Source organism: Clostridium sp. MF28 (genome assembly GCF_002969175.1).
Taxonomy (GTDB): domain Bacteria; phylum Bacillota; class Clostridia; order Clostridiales; family Clostridiaceae; genus Clostridium; species Clostridium beijerinckii.
On the sequence record NZ_CP014331.1, the window covers coordinates 5,986,336 to 6,004,729 of the forward strand.

The following is an 18,394-nucleotide window of genomic DNA, read 5'->3' on the forward strand; positions in this document are numbered from 1 at the left end:
ATTTAGGTACGTGAAAATAAATAACAAGTCCAAAGTTGCCTTACTTGGAAAACTAAAAATGACTCCTACAAAAAAGCGGATTACCGCTATTTTGTAGGAGTCATTAGCATTACGCAGTTAAAGGCGAACTCCATCACCTAAAAATATATTAGTAATGTTATCATAATTAATTTAATTGAACAAATTGTATAGATGCTAAGAATTTAAAATAGGTCAAGCTAGTTTTATTACTAAACGGTATCATTGAATATATCTATAACCATTGAAAAGAAGCTAAGGCAAACTTAAATCTAAATGGTTTAAGTATTGATAGCAATTTGAAAGATAAGTGAAACTTCAATTATGCCTATAATGGGAAGCTGAAACGAATATATAATGGTTTCATTTAAATACAGTTTTTAAACAAATCGCTGTATCACCAATAATTCATTAAGTGTAATGGAGCCAAAACTTTAATGTAATCGAGAACATATATTAATAAAAAAAGTTTTTTAATATTTAGAACAAATTTTGCTTACGAAAGCTAATGAAACATTGCTACAATTACGAAGCAAGTATTGCATTTGAAAAAATAAGTAATGTAAAAGGAGTGATTACAATGGATTCGAAAATTGAGATAAATAAATCAAAATCAACGGCTATGACTATTTAATCTATGGCAGAATGCGCTATTTTGATTAGTTTGAGTGAGAAGAATGGGGAATACCTAAGGAAAATCGGAGAACAAATTAAGCTAATAATGAATCAATAAGACTGAGTTAAATTTTAACATAATTATTAGTGTTACATTTTTATGTAATCCATTATTTATTCGGTCTAATTTATGGAGGGAACTATGAATAAAAAATATAAGTTAGAAAGTAATCAAGGAATAAATTTTATAAGTATTATTGCTATATTAGTAGCAAGTGCCTTTGTGGCAACTTTTAATGAAACTATACTTAATGTTGCATTATCTGCAATTATGAAAGACATGAATGTATCTGCTGGAACTGTTCAATGGCTTGTTACAGCTTATATGACAGTAGCAGCGGTAATGGTACCTGTTACAGCTTTTCTTATTCAGTCATTTAAAACAAGAAATTTATTTTTAAGTGCAATGGGATTATTGCTTATAGGAACAATATGTGCGGCATTTTCAAATTCTTTTGCTATGTTATTGATTTCAAGAATGATACAATCATCAGGTACGGGAATGATAATACCAATTATGATGAATACCATATTATTAGTAGCACCAAAAGAAAAACTAGGAATATCAATGGCAATATGTGTGCCAGCAATTTTATTAGGCCCTGCATTTGGTCCAACAGTATCAGGAATTATATTACAATATTTTAGCTGGAATGCGTTATTTATAATGTTAATACCAATTGTAGCCATACTTATGATTATAGGAACACTATTCTTAGTTAATGTAGGAGAATTAACTAAGCCTAAGATGGATTACCTATCCATTATTTTATCGACAATTGGAGTCGGAACAATAATATATGCTATAAGCAGTATAAGTGAAGGGAATATTAGGACGACTTTAATAAGCTTTATAATAGGTATTATTTGTTTGATATTATTTATAAAACGACAAAATACTTTAAAAGAACCAATGCTAAATTTATCTCCGTTTAAATATCCCAAATTTGTAATAGGAACAATTTTAGTAATGATAGCAATGATGGTTACTTTTACTATGAGTATAATGTTACCAATGTATATGGAAGGAGCTCTTGGAAAAACAAGTTCTGTAGCAGGGTTAGCATTATTACCAGCTGTAATTTGCGCTGGACTAGCAGCACCTGTAGGAGGGAAAATTTACGATAAATTTGGTGTAAAGTTGTTAATACCATTAGGAACAGGAATAGTAACTGTATTTGTATTTTTAATATCTTTATCTAAAAGTGATACATCTTTAGTGCACTTAGTAATAATATATATATGCATGAGCGTGGGAATTGGATTATTTATGTCTCCTTCTCAAACTCATGGCTTGAATCAATTGCCAAAAGAATATTATCCTCATGGAGTAGCAATAGTAAATACGCTTCAACAAGTTTCTGCTGCTATAGGGTCATCACTTTTTATTGGAATAATGTCAGCAGCTCAAATTAATGCATTAGAAGTGCACCATGCAACCAATGAAGTTGCAATGGCAACAGGATTTTCAACTGCAACATTGATAGTTTGTGGATTTGCATTTGTTGCATTAATTTTATCTTTTTTCTTTGGGAAAAATAAATCAGAAGTAGAAGCTAAAGAACAAGTAGGATGCACAACGAGATAAGCAAAAAAACAGCCACTAGCCGGTTTAATACTACATCGATACTGTAATATAATAGTTGTTTATCCGTGCATATAGTCTGTAAGGAATCAAATATATGGTTATAGTATGTCATTTAAGTCACTTAGATGAAAGAAAGCGATATATGAGTTAAAATGTATTGTCACTTGCTATTGACACGGAGAACTATATCATAAAAAAACACAGTTTCTCATTATTAATACAATTAGTATTAAGGGAGTGTCGCAAAATGATTAAAATTTAATCATTTTGCGACACTCTTTTTTATGTATCTGATAATTGAATTTTCTAATTATACATTATAGTGAAAATGTTTCAGTTTCACCGTTGATAGAATAAATAGAAGCTGTTCCTTTAGTGAAGTATAAAACAGCAAAAATCCCGTCATCAAGACTGTACATGCGTTTTAAAGATGGATATGCTTCTAGTGCAAATTCCTTTACTTCACGTCTGTCATCATTTGCAACTTCTCCAGCAACACGAATCCATTGACCTTTTTTGTTCATAGTAGAGATTTCAACCTTTGGGTTTTGTAACATTTGCTTAAAACAATCTTTTTTGTTGTTAGTAACAATATATAATTTTTCTTCATATTCAAAAACAGCGCCAAATGGTCTTACTCTTGGTTGATCACCCTCAGTAGTAGCTAAGTAAAAAGTACCACTCTCTTTTAAAAATTCCAATGCTTTTTTCATAATGATTACTCCTCCTATATCTGTATGTCAAAATTGATTATGCAATAATGATAACATGTATAGTATAAATAACAAGTACGATTTTTATAGCGTGTAAGTATCAATTAGGATACTATATATGTTTATTCCTTAATTTCAGCTGGAACACTTCGGGAAACGTTATTTAGCTAAATGTACATGCCTTCTTTATGGTAATGGGGTTTTATACTGCAGTTGATAGAAAAGGTGCTACTATAGTTTTTGGTGTAGTGTGCAAGTTGAGATAATGCTGCATGTGCAGATATATGGATTTAGCTAGTTAAATTAAGATAATAGTAAAAAAGTTTTTAAAAGCTTCTTCAAAATCCGTTGGGAACACTTCTTTGCGTATTTTTGCTTTCTTTTCAGGATCAACGCTTGTAACTACTTTTGAATAATCTTCGAATTGATAAGTATCAAAACTGAAAAGAGATTCTGAAGAACCAAATATTTTAGTCAACATCATTTGGTTAAAATTAATATGATGATCCCAGCCTTGTGCTTTCAAGATTTCCTCTTATAGATAGAATAGTTACCTTTAGGTGCCTATACCACTTTGAAGTGCTTACTTTACAGATTGTTTATATAACCGTATTATAAAAACATAGATAGATAATATCCAATTAATTACATTGAGGAGGCTTTCTCTATGAAAGAACTTACTATTAAAAATTTAAATGCAATTGAAGCAATTCAAAGAAAACAAAATGATAATGAATTTTACATTAAACCAGTAGTCGCTGGTTCTGATGCTAACCAATGTACAGTATCATTTATTGAAGTACCACCTGGAAACCAAGCATTTGGTTACCATTATCACGAGAAAAATGAAGAGGTATTCTATATAATTAGCGGGGTTGGCTCAGTTAGAACACCTGACGGGATAAAATCAGTTAAGGCGGGCGATATTATAACTTTCCCAGCAGGTAAAGAAGGTGCACATGTAATTAGTAATGCTTCCGATACTGAAAATCTTGTTTATGTTGATTTTGACACACACAACGTACCTGAAGTTGTCAGCTTACCAGATAGTAACCAAGTAATGGTTCTTGGAAATCATATAAAAGGTACATTTAACGTGGAAAAATAGGATTATTAGCAAAAATAGTACTGAGCTTTTGAAAGCTAAGGTACTATTTTTATTGTATATTGTATTTATTTATTTTCATGTGCCTAATTATAGATTATCATTGATCTTCTGTTTATATTGATTTCCCCATGCCAACATAGAATTAAGTACAGGTTTTAGGCTAATGCCATCTTCGGTAAGTGAATATTCAACTCTCGGCGGTACTTCAGCATATACTGTTCTTTCTACAAGTCCATCTTCTTCCATCTCTCTTAGCTGCTGTGTAAGCACCTTTTGACTTATAGAATTTATTGATTTCTTCAACTCTCCAAATCTTTTAGTTCCATTAATAAGGTCTCTTAATATTAACACTTTCCACTTTCCGCCTATAAGTGATAATGTTGTTTCAACAGAACAGGAGGGTAATTCTTTTTTCATAAATTGCACATACTTTCTTTTTTATATTTTAAGATAAAGGGTAAATATTTGGTGATTTGCACTTTAGCATCTATGTATTAAAATACTAAAAAACTATTAGTTACTTTTTAAGTGCTATAGTACTTTTGGGTACTTAATTATAATAGTATACTATTGAATTTATTATATAGCAACGCTCTTTGGAAATTTAATAATATTTATAATATGGCTATAATTGAAATGAAAGAGTTGTTAATTAGTACTTTATCTTTTGACATATCTTCGTTTTATCTTTAAGTTTATTATGTTGCAACATAAACCTAATTTTTAAAAATAGAACCACTTATAAACATGTAACAAAGTGACCAAAATAAGAGCCACCACTTATTAAAATGATGACTCGTCATGTGACTTATTTATTAAGTTGTTTGGTCTGCATAGCTACTGATTCCCTTAAGTTTGCACGCTAAACTTCCAGCTGTTAACGAAAGTTACATTCTTGCTTTAGACCTTACACAACTGTAAGCACGATTTTGCCTTGAATGTGCCCGCGGGCAGCCCTCTCGTGCGCCTTGCGAGCATCAGCAAGTGGGAACGTACTGTCAATGGCAACACGTACTGTACCTAAATCAAGCAAGCGGCCCAATTCCGAGAGTTGCGAACCGTTCGAGCGAACTTGGAGCATGGAGACTGTTACATCTAGTTTTGCAACTTCATCAGCATCAGCGGAACCAAAGAAAATCGGAAACAAAGCGCCGCCCTGCTTGAGTGTGCGCAAGAAACGACCGGTTGTGGGACCACCAATGGTGTCGATAACGAGATCAGCGTCATGCACGACATCCTCAGGAAGGCTCTTGGTGTAGTCGATGAATTCGTCTGCACCAAGCTCGCGCAGGAACGTCTCATGCGCACCTGATGCCACCGCGATGACATGAGCCCCCTTCCATTTGGCAAGCTGTACAGCGAAATGTCCCACTCCGCCTCCAGCGCCATTTATAAGCACTGTCTTGCCGCTAAGCGGCACTGGGCGATGCGGCGCCGGTTGAAGCGGGTTTAGTTCATTATGCCCAAGGTCAATCAGGTACTGCCACGCAGTGAGTCCTGACATCGGCGCCGCTGCTGCATGCACGTGATCGATGCCAGCAGGCTTGAGTGCTAGGTCCGATGCAGGAGCAGCAACATACTCTGCATAAGCATTACTCCCATGTTTAGGAAAACGAACCATGCCGAAAACGTCGTCGCCTATGGAAAAGTCCTTCACATCCGCAGCTACAGCCTCGACAACTCCGGATATATCTGTCCCAGGAGTGTAAGGTAAGGGGATAGTCGGCCTCATCTCGAGAGGAAGAATCTTCATCCCTTCACGCACATACCAGTCGGGTGGATTGATGCCGATTGCGTGAACGCGAACGAGCACCTCGCCTGGCTTCAGTTCAGGACGCTGCATGTCCTCGTAACGTAGCACATCAGGACCACCGAACTCATGGAACCGAATTGCCTTCATAGTGTTTGCCGAAATATATTTCTCATTTTGAATTGTAGTAATCATCAAATTTCCTCCTATTTTCTTAATCTTTGAGCACTGTATCACTTACATATTGTTTGCTTTTGATGTATAGTGTTATTATAGTTTTATAGGTAAGATAATAACAAGTACGCACAATTTTGTGCCTTAAAATCGGAGGTATTACTGATGACAGATCAACAAGGAAACAAGATAATTTATTACAAGGACGAATGTCACATTATTGACGCTCTTGAAATCATTGGTGGAAAGTGGAGACTGCCTATCTTGTTCGTTATATACCGTACAAAAAGCATTAGATATAATGAACTTAAGCGAAATATACCTGGAATAACTAATATTATGCTAACCCGTTCCTTGCAGTCTTTGGAAGAACATGGTCTTGTGAAAAGAAAGGAATTTAATAAAATTCCTCCTCATGTGGAATATTCTTTGACGGATATTTGCAAATATTTAGAGCCTGCTTATGAAGTTTTAAATGAGCTGGGTAAAAAATTGTCAGAGCAACATTCGGATAAGATATAGCTAATCGTCCAAGGGAAGGCTTTTTAGGGCATTCTAAAATCTGAAATGTACTATCTAAAAAATTTAATACATTTGATGATCTTAAAAAACTATTGATGAATATATAGAATTTTATAAGACAAGAAGACTACAAAATAAGCTAAAAGGTATGGCTCTACTAGAATATTGAAATCATACCTTAGTAGCATAATTTTTATTATATCCCCTGTATACTTGACAGGGAGCAGTTCAAAAAAGCCAAAAAACTTATTAAAAATAGGGATGATAAAAAGCCCCTTAACAAGCATGGTTATGAGTATCCTTCGCTTGATTCGTATTGGAGATCTTGTATGATGAACTAATCAGTGTTACGGCTTAAAAAGGGTTTAATAACGTTATTGATGCATTTCACGTTGAAGCCGTAACATTGACCATTAAAGCTGACGAGGAGAAGTACCATAATACTGTTTAAAGGCCTTATAGAAGTTGCTGCTATTACTGTATCCGAGTATATCAGCAATTTTTTCAATGGAAAGATCCGTATGATCCAATAATAGTTTGGCTCTTCGCATACGTGATTCAGCTAGTAGAGCAGAAAAGGTCTTTCCTGTCTTTTTCGGCAAAAGACGGGAAATATAGACGGGGTGATATCCGAAATGGGATGCAATGTCATTTAATGTTACAGAATCAGAGTGTGATTCCATATATTCCATAATCCGGTCAATTAATGTCGTGCCAGTAGGTAGATGCTGACGCTTGTACTCATAGGAAAGATACATTGCAAGGGACATGACCATAGGTTTTAAAATTTTCTGCGAGTCCTCTGTTTTATGAGCATATTCAAGAATCATGACATTCAGTAGCTGCCAGATTGGCGAAGAAGCTGGAATTTCCAGATGAACGAACTCTTCTGCATATTTGTTTTTCTGTGGTTCTAGAAAAAAATTAAGCATGGAGCTATCTGCTGAGAGCGCACTAAGGTATTCCCGGAAAAAGGTTTCTTTACGAATCAGTACTCCGAGAATAATACATTCGTGATCAGAATCCCGCTTAACAGCATAGCCGCTGTAGGGCTGACCGATATAGCAGTCTCCTTCTTTTACCGTGATCCGATTATTATAGTTGGCGCTTAATGCATCATAATCTCCGTGGTAAGCAAAATGAATGAAAAAAAAGTCCTGGCGGTGAAAACGCTCCTCAATTTTTTTCCCTTTAAATGCACACACCATAACTTCCTCTGAATTTTCTCCCAACCAATGCGAAATCAGTTCGTTATTTCCTGAGGACGGATCCGGGCTAAAGTCCCAATTGAGGTGCGGAAAGTCCTGACCGAGTTTTTCTAATGAGTGATCGATTTCAGTATCGCAATTCCAAGACATAACAACATTCCTTTCTTCAGATTTCTGAGTAATTCTTTCAAGCATTGCAACGTTTTTTGTAAATCAGATATTCTTATATCCAATTGTAGGTTAAAATACGCCATAATTCAAGTTAATATTTAGCGCTGATTTGGAAGGTGAAAATCTATATGATGGAGTAGTAGCAAGAAAGTTCAAATTGAAAGGAAGAGAATATATGTATAATTTTGATTTTTATATGCCGACAAAAGTATTATTTGGAGCTGGAAAACTTCAGGAGCTGCATACAGAAGTGCTTCCAGGAAAGAAAGCACTGATCGTGACATCGAACGGTTCATCTACGAAGAAGTTCGGATATCTGGACGCGCTTGAGAAAGAACTGGATCTTGCGGGAGTTACCTATGAGATCTTTGATGAGATACGTCCAAATCCGACAAACCGTAATATTATGGATGGTGCAATGAAAGCAAATGAGACAGGCTGTGAATTTGTCATTGCACTTGGGGGAGGATCCGTCATGGACTCAAGCAAATGTATCGCGCTCATGATGACCAATACGGGTGATATCTGGGATTACAGTTATTCGCTAAACGGAGGAAAAAAGAATCCAGAAAAAGATGCAGCTCCAATTGTCGCTATTACCACTTCAGCAGGAACGGGAAGTGAAGTGGATTGTTCGCGGTGCTCAGCAACGACGAAGTAAGTGAAAAATCCGGTTTTTTAGTTCCATCAATGTTCCCGGTACTGTCTGTTGTTGATTCCAATATGATGATGAGTGTACCGCCTAAATTTACAGCTTTTCAGGGAATGGATGCTTTTTTCCATGCAGCTGAATCTGTGATTAATAAGAATGAGCATCCGATGGGAGAAATGTTTGCTTTGAAAGCTATTGAACTGATTGCCGCCAATCTCCCGGTTGTATATCGTGATGGAAGCAATCAGGAAGCAAGAGCAAATATGGCACTGGCTAATTCACTTGCGGGCTACTACATGCTCATCACATCAGCACATACAATGGAACATGCCATGGGATCCTACCACGAAAATCTGGTCCACGGTGCTGGTTTGATTATGATTGCTCATGCCTATTATGATTTCTTTGCAGAACGTAAGGCTGCAGAAGAACAGATGATGAAAATGGCAAAAGCAATGGGAGTTGAGAATCCGACATCCGGAAAAGATTTTATCAGAGCATTGGATGAACTGATCGAATCAGTCGGATGTAAAGATCTCCGCATGAGTGATGCAGGAATTAATGAAGAAGAGCTCACAAAGTATCCGAAGAGAATACATGAGGTGCTCGGCGGCGACATTACCGCAGACCCGTTACCGCTTACGGATGAAGATTATCTGGAAATCTATAAGAAATCATATTGTTAAGAGCATAATGCATCGAATAACTGTGATTTATTAAATAATTAGGAGGATAAATATGTCTAGAAAAAATATCGGAGCAAAGCCATACATCACACCGATGCCGGTTTTAATGATTTCATCTTATGATGAGGCTGAAAAGCCGACGGCCATGTTAGCAGTATGGGGCGGAATCACGAACGAAACAGAAATTACTATTACCGTAGCATCCCAGAGAAATACGTTAAAGGGAATTCTTGCTAGAGGTTCCTTTGTCGTAAGTATGGCGGATGTAGAAAATGAAGTCGCCTGTGATTACCTTGGTATAACAACAGGAAATAAAGTGGAAGATAAGTTTGAGAAGTCCGGATTCCATACAACAAAGTCCGAATTCGTAGATGCACCTATTATCGATGAGCTTCCTTTTGCCGTTGAATGCAGAGTGAAGAGCTATGATGAGGAAAACTGGAGACTGGTAGGGGAAATCGTCAATGTAAGTCTGGATGAACGGATTCTTGGAGAAGATGGCAAGGTATCATTTGAAAAATTCCATCCGATCACTTTCGATTGGATGAATAAGTCATATCTGTCCGTTGGTAAGAAGGCCGGTAATGCTTACCACGACGGACTTCAGTTGAGAAAGAAGAACTAAGAGACCAGCTAATAATAGTCAAGTTAATTTTAAAAAAAATAGTTTTTGGAAAAAGAGTATGGCAAACAAACCGTTTCAAAACACGAACGGTTACAGAAATTGGAATAAAATTAAGCGACTTTGTTTAAAGAGTTATTTTCTAGGAACATTTGCTTATGTATTTTTGGATCTCTTTGCTCAAACGGAGTTTGATTTCGGAGAACAGCAAAAATGTAGTTTATAATTTTATGCATTATAGCGACTAAGGCGATTTTAGGCTTTTTGCCTTTAAGGTTTATTTGATAATAATCTAATAGGACTTTATTTATAGGAACTCCATTACGATTGTTACGGATTGAAGCTAGTGCAACAGAATATAATGCTCTTCGACCGATTCGAGTTCCTCTTTTTGAAATTTTATTATCATCGCCTTTAAAATTACCTGATTGATTAACTGAGCTATCAATACCAAAGAAAGCTACAAGATGTTTGGGCTTAAGAAAACCATCAATATCACCTATTTCAGCTATTATAGTAATAGCAGTTAATTGCCCTATGCCAGGAATTGAATCAATTAGTTCAATATTAGCTCTAATAGATTCAGGAAAAGTTTCAGACTGTATAAAATTGTTAATTTTCTGTAGCAATGTATCAATCTCTGATTGAATAGTTTTTATTAATGTTATAGAGCTGGCTATTTTGACGGCTAAACCGTCTAACGGTAAGCCAATTATTTTAGCTTCATTAGCAACCTTAAATAATTTGGAATATGTATTTTCCGACCAGATAATGCCCTTTTTAGAGCTATTAAGGAAAATCTTAATTATATTTTCCTTAGGTGCCTCTAAAATTGATTGTGGCGTTGGGTATTGACTTAAAAGCTCAATTGAACTTTTAGATGTTGAATCTGAAAATATAGTATTATAGCCAGGAAAAATAACTCTTAAATCAGCGGATAATTTTTTCTTAAAAGTAGAGCTAGTATCTGTAAGTTTGTAATACTCTCTTACAAGATTTTTCAGAAGAAAAATATCAAGGCTAAGTTGTTGTGATAACTTAATGTTTTGAAATTTTCCTATTGTTGCAATAGATAAAGCGTCTTTTTTATCATTTTTCACTTTTCTTATGTCGCCATTTTTGTTAGACTTAGTAACGAGTGGATTGATAACAAATGTGTTATCGAAATATTTATTAAGATAGTGGAAAAGAGATAAATGGTACACGCCAGTGGACTCCATGAAAATTGCAGTTTTCATGTTAAACTCTTCTTCCACTTTTTTTATTTCATCAACTAAGTGGTTGAAGCCATTGAGATCATGCTTTATTTTAAATGACTTCTTATAAATATCACCATTCGGTGCGAGTATTGCAGTATATGAAAAATCAGCTGAAACATCAATTCCTATTACAGGACTATAAAAAAAATTAGACATTGTATATATCTCCTTAAATTAAATTTTAGATATAGAATAGAACTTCCACTCTGTCAGATAGCTTATAACCTTGTTTGTGACACGGGTAATTCCCGAAGGGAAACCCAACCAGCTAAACATAGAATTCTACCTGATGAAATGATACGCTTTTTTACGGGTATAGGTTCTAAAAGACCTCCCAGGAGGTTTACATCTATCTTCTATTCAGGAGTATTATACTAGACTATATAAAACTTGGTTAGATTCCTTTAAGGAATTTAAATAAAAAACTATTTAAGATATGAAATGCATATTCCCTATCGGGGCGTAGGCAAAGTAATAAATTAGAATATTAAAAATAATAAGAGGTGTAATGTTCGTTAGAAAGATAAATAGTTTTCTATCAAATGTTACAACTAGATTATACAAGGAGGTTGTTTATTATGATGAAAAATTTAGGCCCAAACGTTTTTTCGTATGGTTATCCAGCGCCGGTTTTAATGGTTGGCACTTATAATGATGATGGAACAGTCAACGTGATGAATTTGCATGAGTGCACAAGGACGAATGCCGGGGATCTCGCATTATGTATTGGTCCACGCAGTAAGACGCATGAGAACATTAAAAAGACACGCGCATTTACTGTTGCACTGGTTAATAAGAATTTAATAAAGGAAGTGGATTACTTTGGAATTGTAAGCGGCCATAGAGTTCCCGATAAATTTGCAAAAACAGGCTTGAAGGCTGTAAAGAGTGAACACGTCAATGCCCCTATCATCGAAGGCAGTCCACTAGTCATCGAATGCGAACTCATAGAGGTTGTAAGAACAAATAATTTCACTACTGTACTTGCTAGTATTGTCAATGTAGCGGCAGATGAGTCAGTGCTAGATAAAACCGGCAGAATTGATGCCAAGAAAACAGGAATGTTATTTTTTGATTCGTTCAGCAACAGCTACTTTTCATTAGGTGAGAAAGCCGGAGATGCATGGGTCGAAGGAAAAAAATATCTGTAAATTCTTGTTTTGCATGAGATTTGAATTTATACGAGAACTTAAGAATAAAAGAATTTAAGAATATTAGAACCTAGGGATATAAAAGGAAATCCGACTCATGCGTTCGATCAATGTCGTAAACTTAAGGAAATAAATAAGAAATTAATAAAAAAATATTTGACAATAATTAGAAAAAATGAAGCCTCGCTATAGATATTAGATTTATAGTGAGGTTTGATTTTATGCAAAATATTAAATTATTATCCCAAATTCTAAAGAGAACAAATAAATTTTTTGTATTAGCGCAGTAATAAGCAGTTGATATTTTATAAAGTTATTGAAATATTCAATCTTTATTAGCTTAATAAAAAATATTTCAATAATGATTATGACATTGGTTCCATGGTCCTTGTGACGATTTCATTATAGAATGAAATAAAAAAACTTAATAAATCTTAATACTTTTTTTGATAAAAGCTTAATATTTGTATTTTATACTATCCCTATATTAATCTTGGAGGCAAAATATAATGGATATTAGTAATTTTATCAAACAGTATATAAAAAATCCTAAAACAGTAGGTGCGGTAGCACCAAGTTCAGAGAAATTAGCATGTAAAATGGTTGAAGACATTAATTTTTTAAATGCGTCATGTATTGTTGAATATGGGCCAGGAACAGGAGTTTTTACTGAGAAAATATTGGACAAAAAGAAAGACAGTACAATATTTATAGCAATAGAGTATAATGAAGATTTTTATAAGATATTAAAAGAGAAGTTTGAAAATAGGAGAAATTTTGTACTTATAAATGACTCAGCGGAGAATTTGAAAGAACATCTAAATAAATACAATATTAATAAAGTTGACTATATAGTGTCAGGACTTCCATTTGCAAGTTTACCTGATTCTATGAGTAAAAGTATATTGTCAGTAACAAAAGAGATACTAAGGGGCCACGGCGTATTTATAACTTTCCAATATACTTTATTAAAAATCAAGCTTTTTAAAATATATTTTAGTAAAATTAGAAGGAAAAGGGTGTTATTAAATCTGCCACCAGCCTATGTTTTGAAATGTGAAAATTAAAATCTGGGAAAAGTAGAAATATATTTATCTTAGTGAATTTAATTAAAAACATTTAGTAGGAAGCTAAAATGGTAAGGTGTTATACTAACAGAATGGAGGGAAAGGGTGTTTTAAATATTTTAAAAACAATAAATAAATTTGATAATTATATTTTATGTTATATAAAGAGATGCATAAATAATAAATATTTAGATATATTAATGTCTGCAATAACAGTAATGGGGAATCTAGAAGCTATTTGGATTATAATAGCAGTTTTTATATTACTAGGCTATAAGAATAGATCAATTGGATATATGGTAATAGTAATATTAATTATCAGTACAATTTTTGGTGAAGGAATAATAAAAAATATAGTAAGAAGAGTTAGGCCGTGTAATAAGTACAATTCTAGAAAGGGGATGTATGTATGAAGACAAATATTTTGGTTGTAGATGATGACAAGAGTATTCGTAATTTAATCAAAGTTTATCTTGAGAATGAAGGTTATAATATTATGGAAGCTTCAAATGGAGCGGAAGCTTTGATTTTGATTAATGAAAATAATTTTGATTTAATTATTTTAGATGTTATGATGCCAGTTTTAGATGGCATAAGCGCTTGTCTTAAAATTAGAGAAGATTACACCATGCCTATAATATTTTTATCGGCAAAAGATGAAGAAATTCATAAAATTGAAGGTTTAACAGTTGGCGCTGATGATTATATTACTAAACCTTTTGGCTCTATGGAACTTATAGCAAGGGTAAAGGCTCAACTTAGAAGATATAAGAAGTTTAATGCAGAACCTCAAAATAGTAGCAGTATTACTATTGAAGAATTAACTATTAATTTTGATACTCATGAAGTTACAGTGAGAGGTGATAAAATTAAGCTTACTCCAAAGGAGTTTGATATATTGGAGTGTTTAGCTAAAAATAGAGGTGTAGTATTTTCTGTACAAAAATTATATGAGACAATTTGGAATGAACAATTTGCAGTATCAGATACTTCTATAGTGGTTCATATAACAAACCTTAGACAAAAAATTGAAATAGACCCTAAAAGCCCAAAATATATTAAAACAGTTTGGGGAGTTGGATATAAGATATGAAGAAAGGGATAATCAACAAAGTAGGAATAAAATTACTGATATTAATTCCTATCGATATAATAATAAGTTTATTATTTTTTGGATTTCTTCTTAATATGCTTCATAGAATAATTGGTGACAATATTGATTTTTACGAAAAATATGGAGCTGTCATAGTTATCGTAAGTTTCGTATTGGAATTAGTAATTTTTATAGTTATTTTTCTGATTGCAATTAATGGAAGGATTAAATATTTAAATTATATCAGTAAAAGTGTGACTAATATAAAGACACAGCACTATTTAAATCCTATAGAGATAAAGGGAAATGACGAGATTTCTCAGTTAGCTGAGGATATAAATACAATGTCTGAGAGACTTAAAGAAAATTATGAAAAAGAGAAAAAGCAGGAAGAAGCTAAAAACGAGCTTATAGTTGCTGTTTCACATGACTTAAAAACACCACTAACATCTGTTATTGGATATTTGGAACTTCTTAATAAAGATAAAGAAAGTTTTACAGAAAAACAGCAAGAGTTTTTAAAAGTAGCTTATGAAAAGAGTGAAAATTTAAAGAAGTTAATTGATGAACTTTTTGAATATACTAAGCTTTCAAATAACTATGTGAAACTGGATAAAGTTCCATTTAATATAGCTGTTCTAGTAAATCAGATAGTGGGGGAGCATGTTTTATTTTTATCTGAAAAGAATATAAAGGTTGAAATTGAATGTGCTAAAAATGAATTGATTTATGAAATTGATATGCAAAAATTTGTTAGAGTTATTGAAAACTTAGTGAAAAATGCTGAAAAGTATAGCTATAAAGACTCAACTTTTAAAATTATAATGTGGGATGATGAAGAGAACATTAAACTTTCCTTTATTAATGAAGGTGATAATATAAATGAAGAAGATTTACTGAAAATATTTGATGAAATGTATAGAATCGATAAATCTAGGAATGCTGAAATTGAGGGATCTGGCCTGGGACTTCCTATTTCAAAGAAAATTATTCAACTTCATGGAGGTAGAATTTGGGCAGAATGCAATGATAATAAAATTAAATTTAATATTGAATTACCTAAAATAAGTGAATGAGAATAGATTAGAAAAGTTCATAATTTAGTATTACATATACAAAATAAGGAGTTCTTAGAGCTAAAGAAAGCACTGAGAGCTCTTTTAATTTTTGTCAAAACATTTCTTCTAGTTTTGTTAAGAAAGGATTAATTATTTAAGAAAAGATCTTAATAATTCTTAATGTTTTCCTCGAAAATTATTTAATAAATAGGATTTATAATAAAGTCAGATTCAGAAAGTAGTTATTTCAAATATTGATATACCTACATATTATTATAAAAATAACTTTAAGAATGGAGAGATTAATAATGAATAAGTTATTTAAATGTCTGGCTTTTTTATTTTGGATAGCAATCTTATTTGTATTTATTAAATATCAATTATATATCAATGGAGTTGCAAAAATTACTGGATTTTTGGAATCATATCCTAAGTATAGTACGTTGTTATTTTTAATAATTGCTTCATTTAGGATCTTTACTTTTATTCCTTGTACTGTTTTCATTGTTAGTGCTGGAATATTATTTGATCCATTAAAAGCATTTGTTTTAGTTGCCATAGCAAACTTGTTGAGTGAGATTCTTTTATTTTTATTTGTTAAAGCCACAATTGGTATGGGGTATCAAGAAAAGATAATTAATAAGTACCCTAAAATATATTCACTAATTCAAAATAATAATGTTAAAATCCTAGCTTTAGGTGTTTCGTCGCCTGTAGTACCGTCAGATATAGTATGTTTCTTCTCTACTTTAACTGGAATGTCTTTCACAAAGTATGTATTAACTATATTTGTGGCTGATACACCTGTTATCCTTCTATATACTTTCCTAGGGATAAGCATGAAGTATTCTCTATATGTATTTATTGCTACATTTATTGTTGTAATTCTAATGAGCTATATAAATTACAGGAGATGGAATAGAAGCGTTAATTTTTAAAATATGCTAGTAGGAGGAGAAAATATGGAGTCTAATTGTAGTATTACTTTTGCTGTGCTGACAATAAGTATAAGCACTTTTTATATAGTAAGGTTTTTGTATGATAGGAAAAAGAAATGAATATATATTCTTTTGACTTAATGCCTTCCAAACCTATATTTTTAAATGTGAAAGTCATTAAAAGAAAGGAGTGGCTTTATGCTCAATAAAATCTTAATAGTGGATAAGGATAATGAAATAAGGAAAATTGCTGGCATGTATTTAGAAAACGAAGGTTATGAGGTATTGGGTGCAGAAAATGGAGAGCAGGCACTTAAAGAAGTATGCGAAAGTGAAATTAGCCTTATACTAATAGATATTAAGATTTTTACTATGAACTGGATTGAAGATTGCTTAAAAATTCGAAAAAATAATGTTATACCTATTATTTTTATGTTTAAGGAGATAGAAAACATTAATGCTGTTCAAGCCTTGCCATCAGTAATGGGCGATTACGTTAAAAAGCCATTTAATTCTGAGGAACTTATAGAAATAGTAAAGTTATGGATCAAAAGATATAAAATTAGCCCTAGTTATCAAAAATTAGATAAAATTAATATTAAAATTGGAAGTTTAACTATAAATCGTGATACAAGACAGGTATTTATAGCAAACAATATTGTTAGGCTTACACAAAAAGAATTTGATATACTTGAGCTTCTTGCAAGCAACAAAGGTATAGTTTTTAGTATCAAAAAGATTTATGAGAAGATATGGGGAGATGTATTTTTTGAATCAGACAATACTGTAATGGTTCATATAAGGAAAATAAGGGAAAAAATAGAATATGAACCTGAAAATCCAAGATATATTAAAACAGTATGGGGAGTTGGATACAGAATATGAAAATTCTATTCTATTTTAAAATAGAGCATAGCGCTGTTATGATATTTAGAAATTTGCTTATATACGTTAAAATTAACTTAATAAATTTAAATTAGATAAGTAAAGTCTTATTAGAGGAATAGATTATTATAAAAAATATTTTTACATGAGGGGGGCATTAGTGAAGCAAATAAATTATGAAGATGTGATAATGAAGCCCGACTCAATGCACTCGCTGGGTAAGTTCGAATAACCAAATATAAAATTTGGATTCTCACTTAACAGCAATGGATATATTTGCAGAAGAAGGTTTGAAATTTTTTGGTATAGATAAAAAAGTAAAAGATACTGGATCTACTGAAATTGTTGTCCTTGAGATAAAGAATATGCTAATGGATTACACTTTCCTAATGGAAGATGATACTTATATTCATTTTGAATTTCAAACTACTAACAAGGGAATTGAAGATTTAAGAAGGTTTAGAACCTATGAATCTCTCCTTAATTTTCAAACTGGTAAAGATGTTGTGACATACGTTGTTTATTCAGGAGATATAAAAGATCCTATAAGTGAATACAATAGTGGAATAAATTCTTATAAAGTCAATGCAATATCAATGGCTAATAAGGATGGAGATGCAATCTTTAATGATATAATAAATAAAATAAATGATAAAGAAGAACTAAGCAAGCAGGATATTATATCTTTAACATTTACACCAATAATGGGTGGGAAGCTTAGTAAAAGTGATAAGATAATAAATGCAATTAGAGTAGTTAAAGATATAGATAAAGATTACAGATATGATGTAGAGTTAATCCTATATGCTTTTGCAAGTAAATTTTTAGAAGGTAAAGATTTAGAAAAAGTAAGGGAGGAGATAAAAATGACCGAATTAGGTAGAAGTTTGATAAAAGAGGGAAAATTGGAAGGAAAGCAAGAAAATTCAATAGAAATTGCAAAAAGAGCTATTAAGGAAGGAATAAGTGATGAACTTATTAGTAAACTCACAGAATTAACAATTGAACAAATTAAAATAATAAGAAAAACTATTGAAACTAATTAGTATTGCAAGG

The 18,394-nt window shown here is 32.6% G+C and carries 21 protein-coding genes and 1 riboswitch; of the genes, 15 read left to right on the plus strand and 6 right to left on the minus strand.

What is annotated here, in order from left to right; genetic code table 11:
* Positions 1-87: 87 nt before the first annotated feature.
* Positions 88-147, minus strand: a riboswitch (Fluoride riboswitch).
* Positions 148-835: 688 nt separating this feature from the next.
* Complete coding sequence (locus tag AXY43_RS26480; RefSeq protein WP_105412434.1) at positions 836-2,281, plus strand: MDR family MFS transporter; 1,446 nt, start codon at positions 836-838, stop codon at positions 2,279-2,281.
* Positions 2,282-2,598: 317 nt separating this feature from the next.
* On the opposite strand, the gene AXY43_RS26485 is transcribed toward AXY43_RS26480, so the two are convergent.
* Positions 2,599-2,994 carry a pyridoxamine 5'-phosphate oxidase family protein gene (locus tag AXY43_RS26485; protein ID WP_039773497.1) on the minus strand — a complete coding sequence of 132 codons (396 nt, stop codon included), beginning with the start codon at positions 2,992-2,994 and terminating at the stop codon, positions 2,599-2,601.
* A gap of 298 nt (positions 2,995-3,292) precedes the next feature.
* A complete protein-coding gene (locus tag AXY43_RS26490) occupies positions 3,293-3,520 on the minus strand; it encodes a hypothetical protein (protein ID WP_105412435.1) in 228 nt (75 codons plus the stop codon).
* A gap of 141 nt (positions 3,521-3,661) precedes the next feature.
* Here AXY43_RS26490 and AXY43_RS26495 point away from each other — a divergent pair, with 141 nt between their 5' ends.
* Positions 3,662-4,102, plus strand: a complete 441-nt coding sequence (locus AXY43_RS26495) for a cupin domain-containing protein (RefSeq protein ID WP_105412436.1) — start codon at positions 3,662-3,664, stop codon at positions 4,100-4,102.
* An 87-nt stretch (positions 4,103-4,189) separates the two neighbouring features.
* Here the strand turns inward: AXY43_RS26495 and AXY43_RS26500 are convergent, their stop codons facing one another.
* Positions 4,190-4,519 (minus strand): winged helix-turn-helix transcriptional regulator, encoded by a 330-nt coding sequence (locus AXY43_RS26500; protein WP_105412437.1) that lies wholly within the window; start codon positions 4,517-4,519, stop codon positions 4,190-4,192.
* A 490-nt stretch (positions 4,520-5,009) separates the two neighbouring features.
* A complete protein-coding gene (locus tag AXY43_RS26505; protein ID WP_105412438.1) occupies positions 5,010-6,047 on the minus strand; it encodes an NADP-dependent oxidoreductase in 1,038 nt (345 codons plus the stop codon).
* A gap of 144 nt (positions 6,048-6,191) precedes the next feature.
* On the opposite strand from AXY43_RS26505, the gene AXY43_RS26510 reads away from it, so the two are divergent.
* Both AXY43_RS26510 and AXY43_RS28795 read left to right on the plus strand, forming a co-directional pair.
* Positions 6,192-6,548: a winged helix-turn-helix transcriptional regulator gene (locus tag AXY43_RS26510; RefSeq protein ID WP_012058467.1), complete on the plus strand. Its 357-nt coding sequence runs from the start codon at positions 6,192-6,194 to the stop codon at positions 6,546-6,548.
* Between the two features lie 91 nt (positions 6,549-6,639).
* The gene (locus AXY43_RS28795) at positions 6,640-6,717 is read left to right on the plus strand and encodes a hypothetical protein (RefSeq protein ID WP_423236891.1); all 78 of its coding nucleotides are present in this window, start codon (positions 6,640-6,642) and stop codon (positions 6,715-6,717) included.
* A 244-nt stretch (positions 6,718-6,961) separates the two neighbouring features.
* Here AXY43_RS28795 and AXY43_RS26520 read toward each other — a convergent pair whose 3' ends face one another.
* Complete coding sequence (locus AXY43_RS26520) at positions 6,962-7,951, minus strand: helix-turn-helix transcriptional regulator (protein WP_243099120.1); 990 nt, start codon at positions 7,949-7,951, stop codon at positions 6,962-6,964.
* Between the two features lie 133 nt (positions 7,952-8,084).
* Between AXY43_RS26520 and AXY43_RS28800 the strand changes: the two genes are divergently transcribed.
* Genes AXY43_RS28800 through AXY43_RS26530 form a run of 3 tightly spaced genes read left to right on the plus strand, consistent with a single transcriptional unit; the run spans position 8,085 to position 9,890 of the window.
* Positions 8,085-8,588: an iron-containing alcohol dehydrogenase gene (locus AXY43_RS28800; protein WP_279220055.1), complete on the plus strand. Its 504-nt coding sequence runs from the start codon at positions 8,085-8,087 to the stop codon at positions 8,586-8,588.
* Complete coding sequence (locus tag AXY43_RS28805) at positions 8,567-9,265, plus strand: iron-containing alcohol dehydrogenase (protein ID WP_279220056.1); 699 nt, start codon at positions 8,567-8,569, stop codon at positions 9,263-9,265. The genes AXY43_RS28800 and AXY43_RS28805 overlap by 22 nt, the downstream gene beginning before the upstream one ends.
* Before the next feature lie 52 nt (positions 9,266-9,317).
* Positions 9,318-9,890, plus strand: coding sequence for a flavin reductase family protein (locus AXY43_RS26530; RefSeq protein WP_105412440.1), 573 nt, complete (start codon positions 9,318-9,320; stop codon positions 9,888-9,890).
* Positions 9,891-10,000: 110 nt separating this feature from the next.
* On the opposite strand, the gene AXY43_RS26535 is transcribed toward AXY43_RS26530, so the two are convergent.
* The gene (locus tag AXY43_RS26535; protein ID WP_105410909.1) at positions 10,001-11,302 is read right to left on the minus strand and encodes an IS110 family transposase; all 1,302 of its coding nucleotides are present in this window, start codon (positions 11,300-11,302) and stop codon (positions 10,001-10,003) included.
* Positions 11,303-11,724: 422 nt separating this feature from the next.
* Here AXY43_RS26535 and AXY43_RS26540 point away from each other — a divergent pair, with 422 nt between their 5' ends.
* The 8 genes from AXY43_RS26540 (at position 11,725) to AXY43_RS26575 (ending at position 18,384) form a co-directional block, all read left to right on the plus strand.
* Positions 11,725-12,297: a flavin reductase family protein gene (locus tag AXY43_RS26540; protein WP_105412441.1), complete on the plus strand. Its 573-nt coding sequence runs from the start codon at positions 11,725-11,727 to the stop codon at positions 12,295-12,297.
* Positions 12,298-12,806: 509 nt separating this feature from the next.
* Positions 12,807-13,364: a class I SAM-dependent methyltransferase gene (locus AXY43_RS26545; protein ID WP_087703262.1), complete on the plus strand. Its 558-nt coding sequence runs from the start codon at positions 12,807-12,809 to the stop codon at positions 13,362-13,364.
* A 68-nt stretch (positions 13,365-13,432) separates the two neighbouring features.
* Positions 13,433-13,777, plus strand: coding sequence for a hypothetical protein (locus AXY43_RS26550; protein ID WP_105412442.1), 345 nt, complete (start codon positions 13,433-13,435; stop codon positions 13,775-13,777).
* On the plus strand, positions 13,774-14,457 hold the full coding sequence (locus AXY43_RS26555; protein ID WP_105412443.1) for a response regulator transcription factor: 684 nt from the start codon (positions 13,774-13,776) through the stop codon (positions 14,455-14,457). The genes AXY43_RS26550 and AXY43_RS26555 overlap by 4 nt, the downstream gene beginning before the upstream one ends.
* Positions 14,454-15,533, plus strand: coding sequence for a HAMP domain-containing sensor histidine kinase (locus tag AXY43_RS26560; RefSeq protein WP_242986353.1), 1,080 nt, complete (start codon positions 14,454-14,456; stop codon positions 15,531-15,533). The genes AXY43_RS26555 and AXY43_RS26560 overlap by 4 nt, the downstream gene beginning before the upstream one ends.
* 290 nt (positions 15,534-15,823) lie before the next feature.
* The gene (locus AXY43_RS26565) at positions 15,824-16,453 is read left to right on the plus strand and encodes a TVP38/TMEM64 family protein (RefSeq protein WP_105412444.1); all 630 of its coding nucleotides are present in this window, start codon (positions 15,824-15,826) and stop codon (positions 16,451-16,453) included.
* A 198-nt stretch (positions 16,454-16,651) separates the two neighbouring features.
* Complete coding sequence (locus AXY43_RS26570) at positions 16,652-17,338, plus strand: response regulator transcription factor (RefSeq protein ID WP_105412445.1); 687 nt, start codon at positions 16,652-16,654, stop codon at positions 17,336-17,338.
* A gap of 266 nt (positions 17,339-17,604) precedes the next feature.
* The gene (locus tag AXY43_RS26575; protein WP_087703257.1) at positions 17,605-18,384 is read left to right on the plus strand and encodes a hypothetical protein; all 780 of its coding nucleotides are present in this window, start codon (positions 17,605-17,607) and stop codon (positions 18,382-18,384) included.
* Positions 18,385-18,394 lie beyond the last annotated feature (10 nt).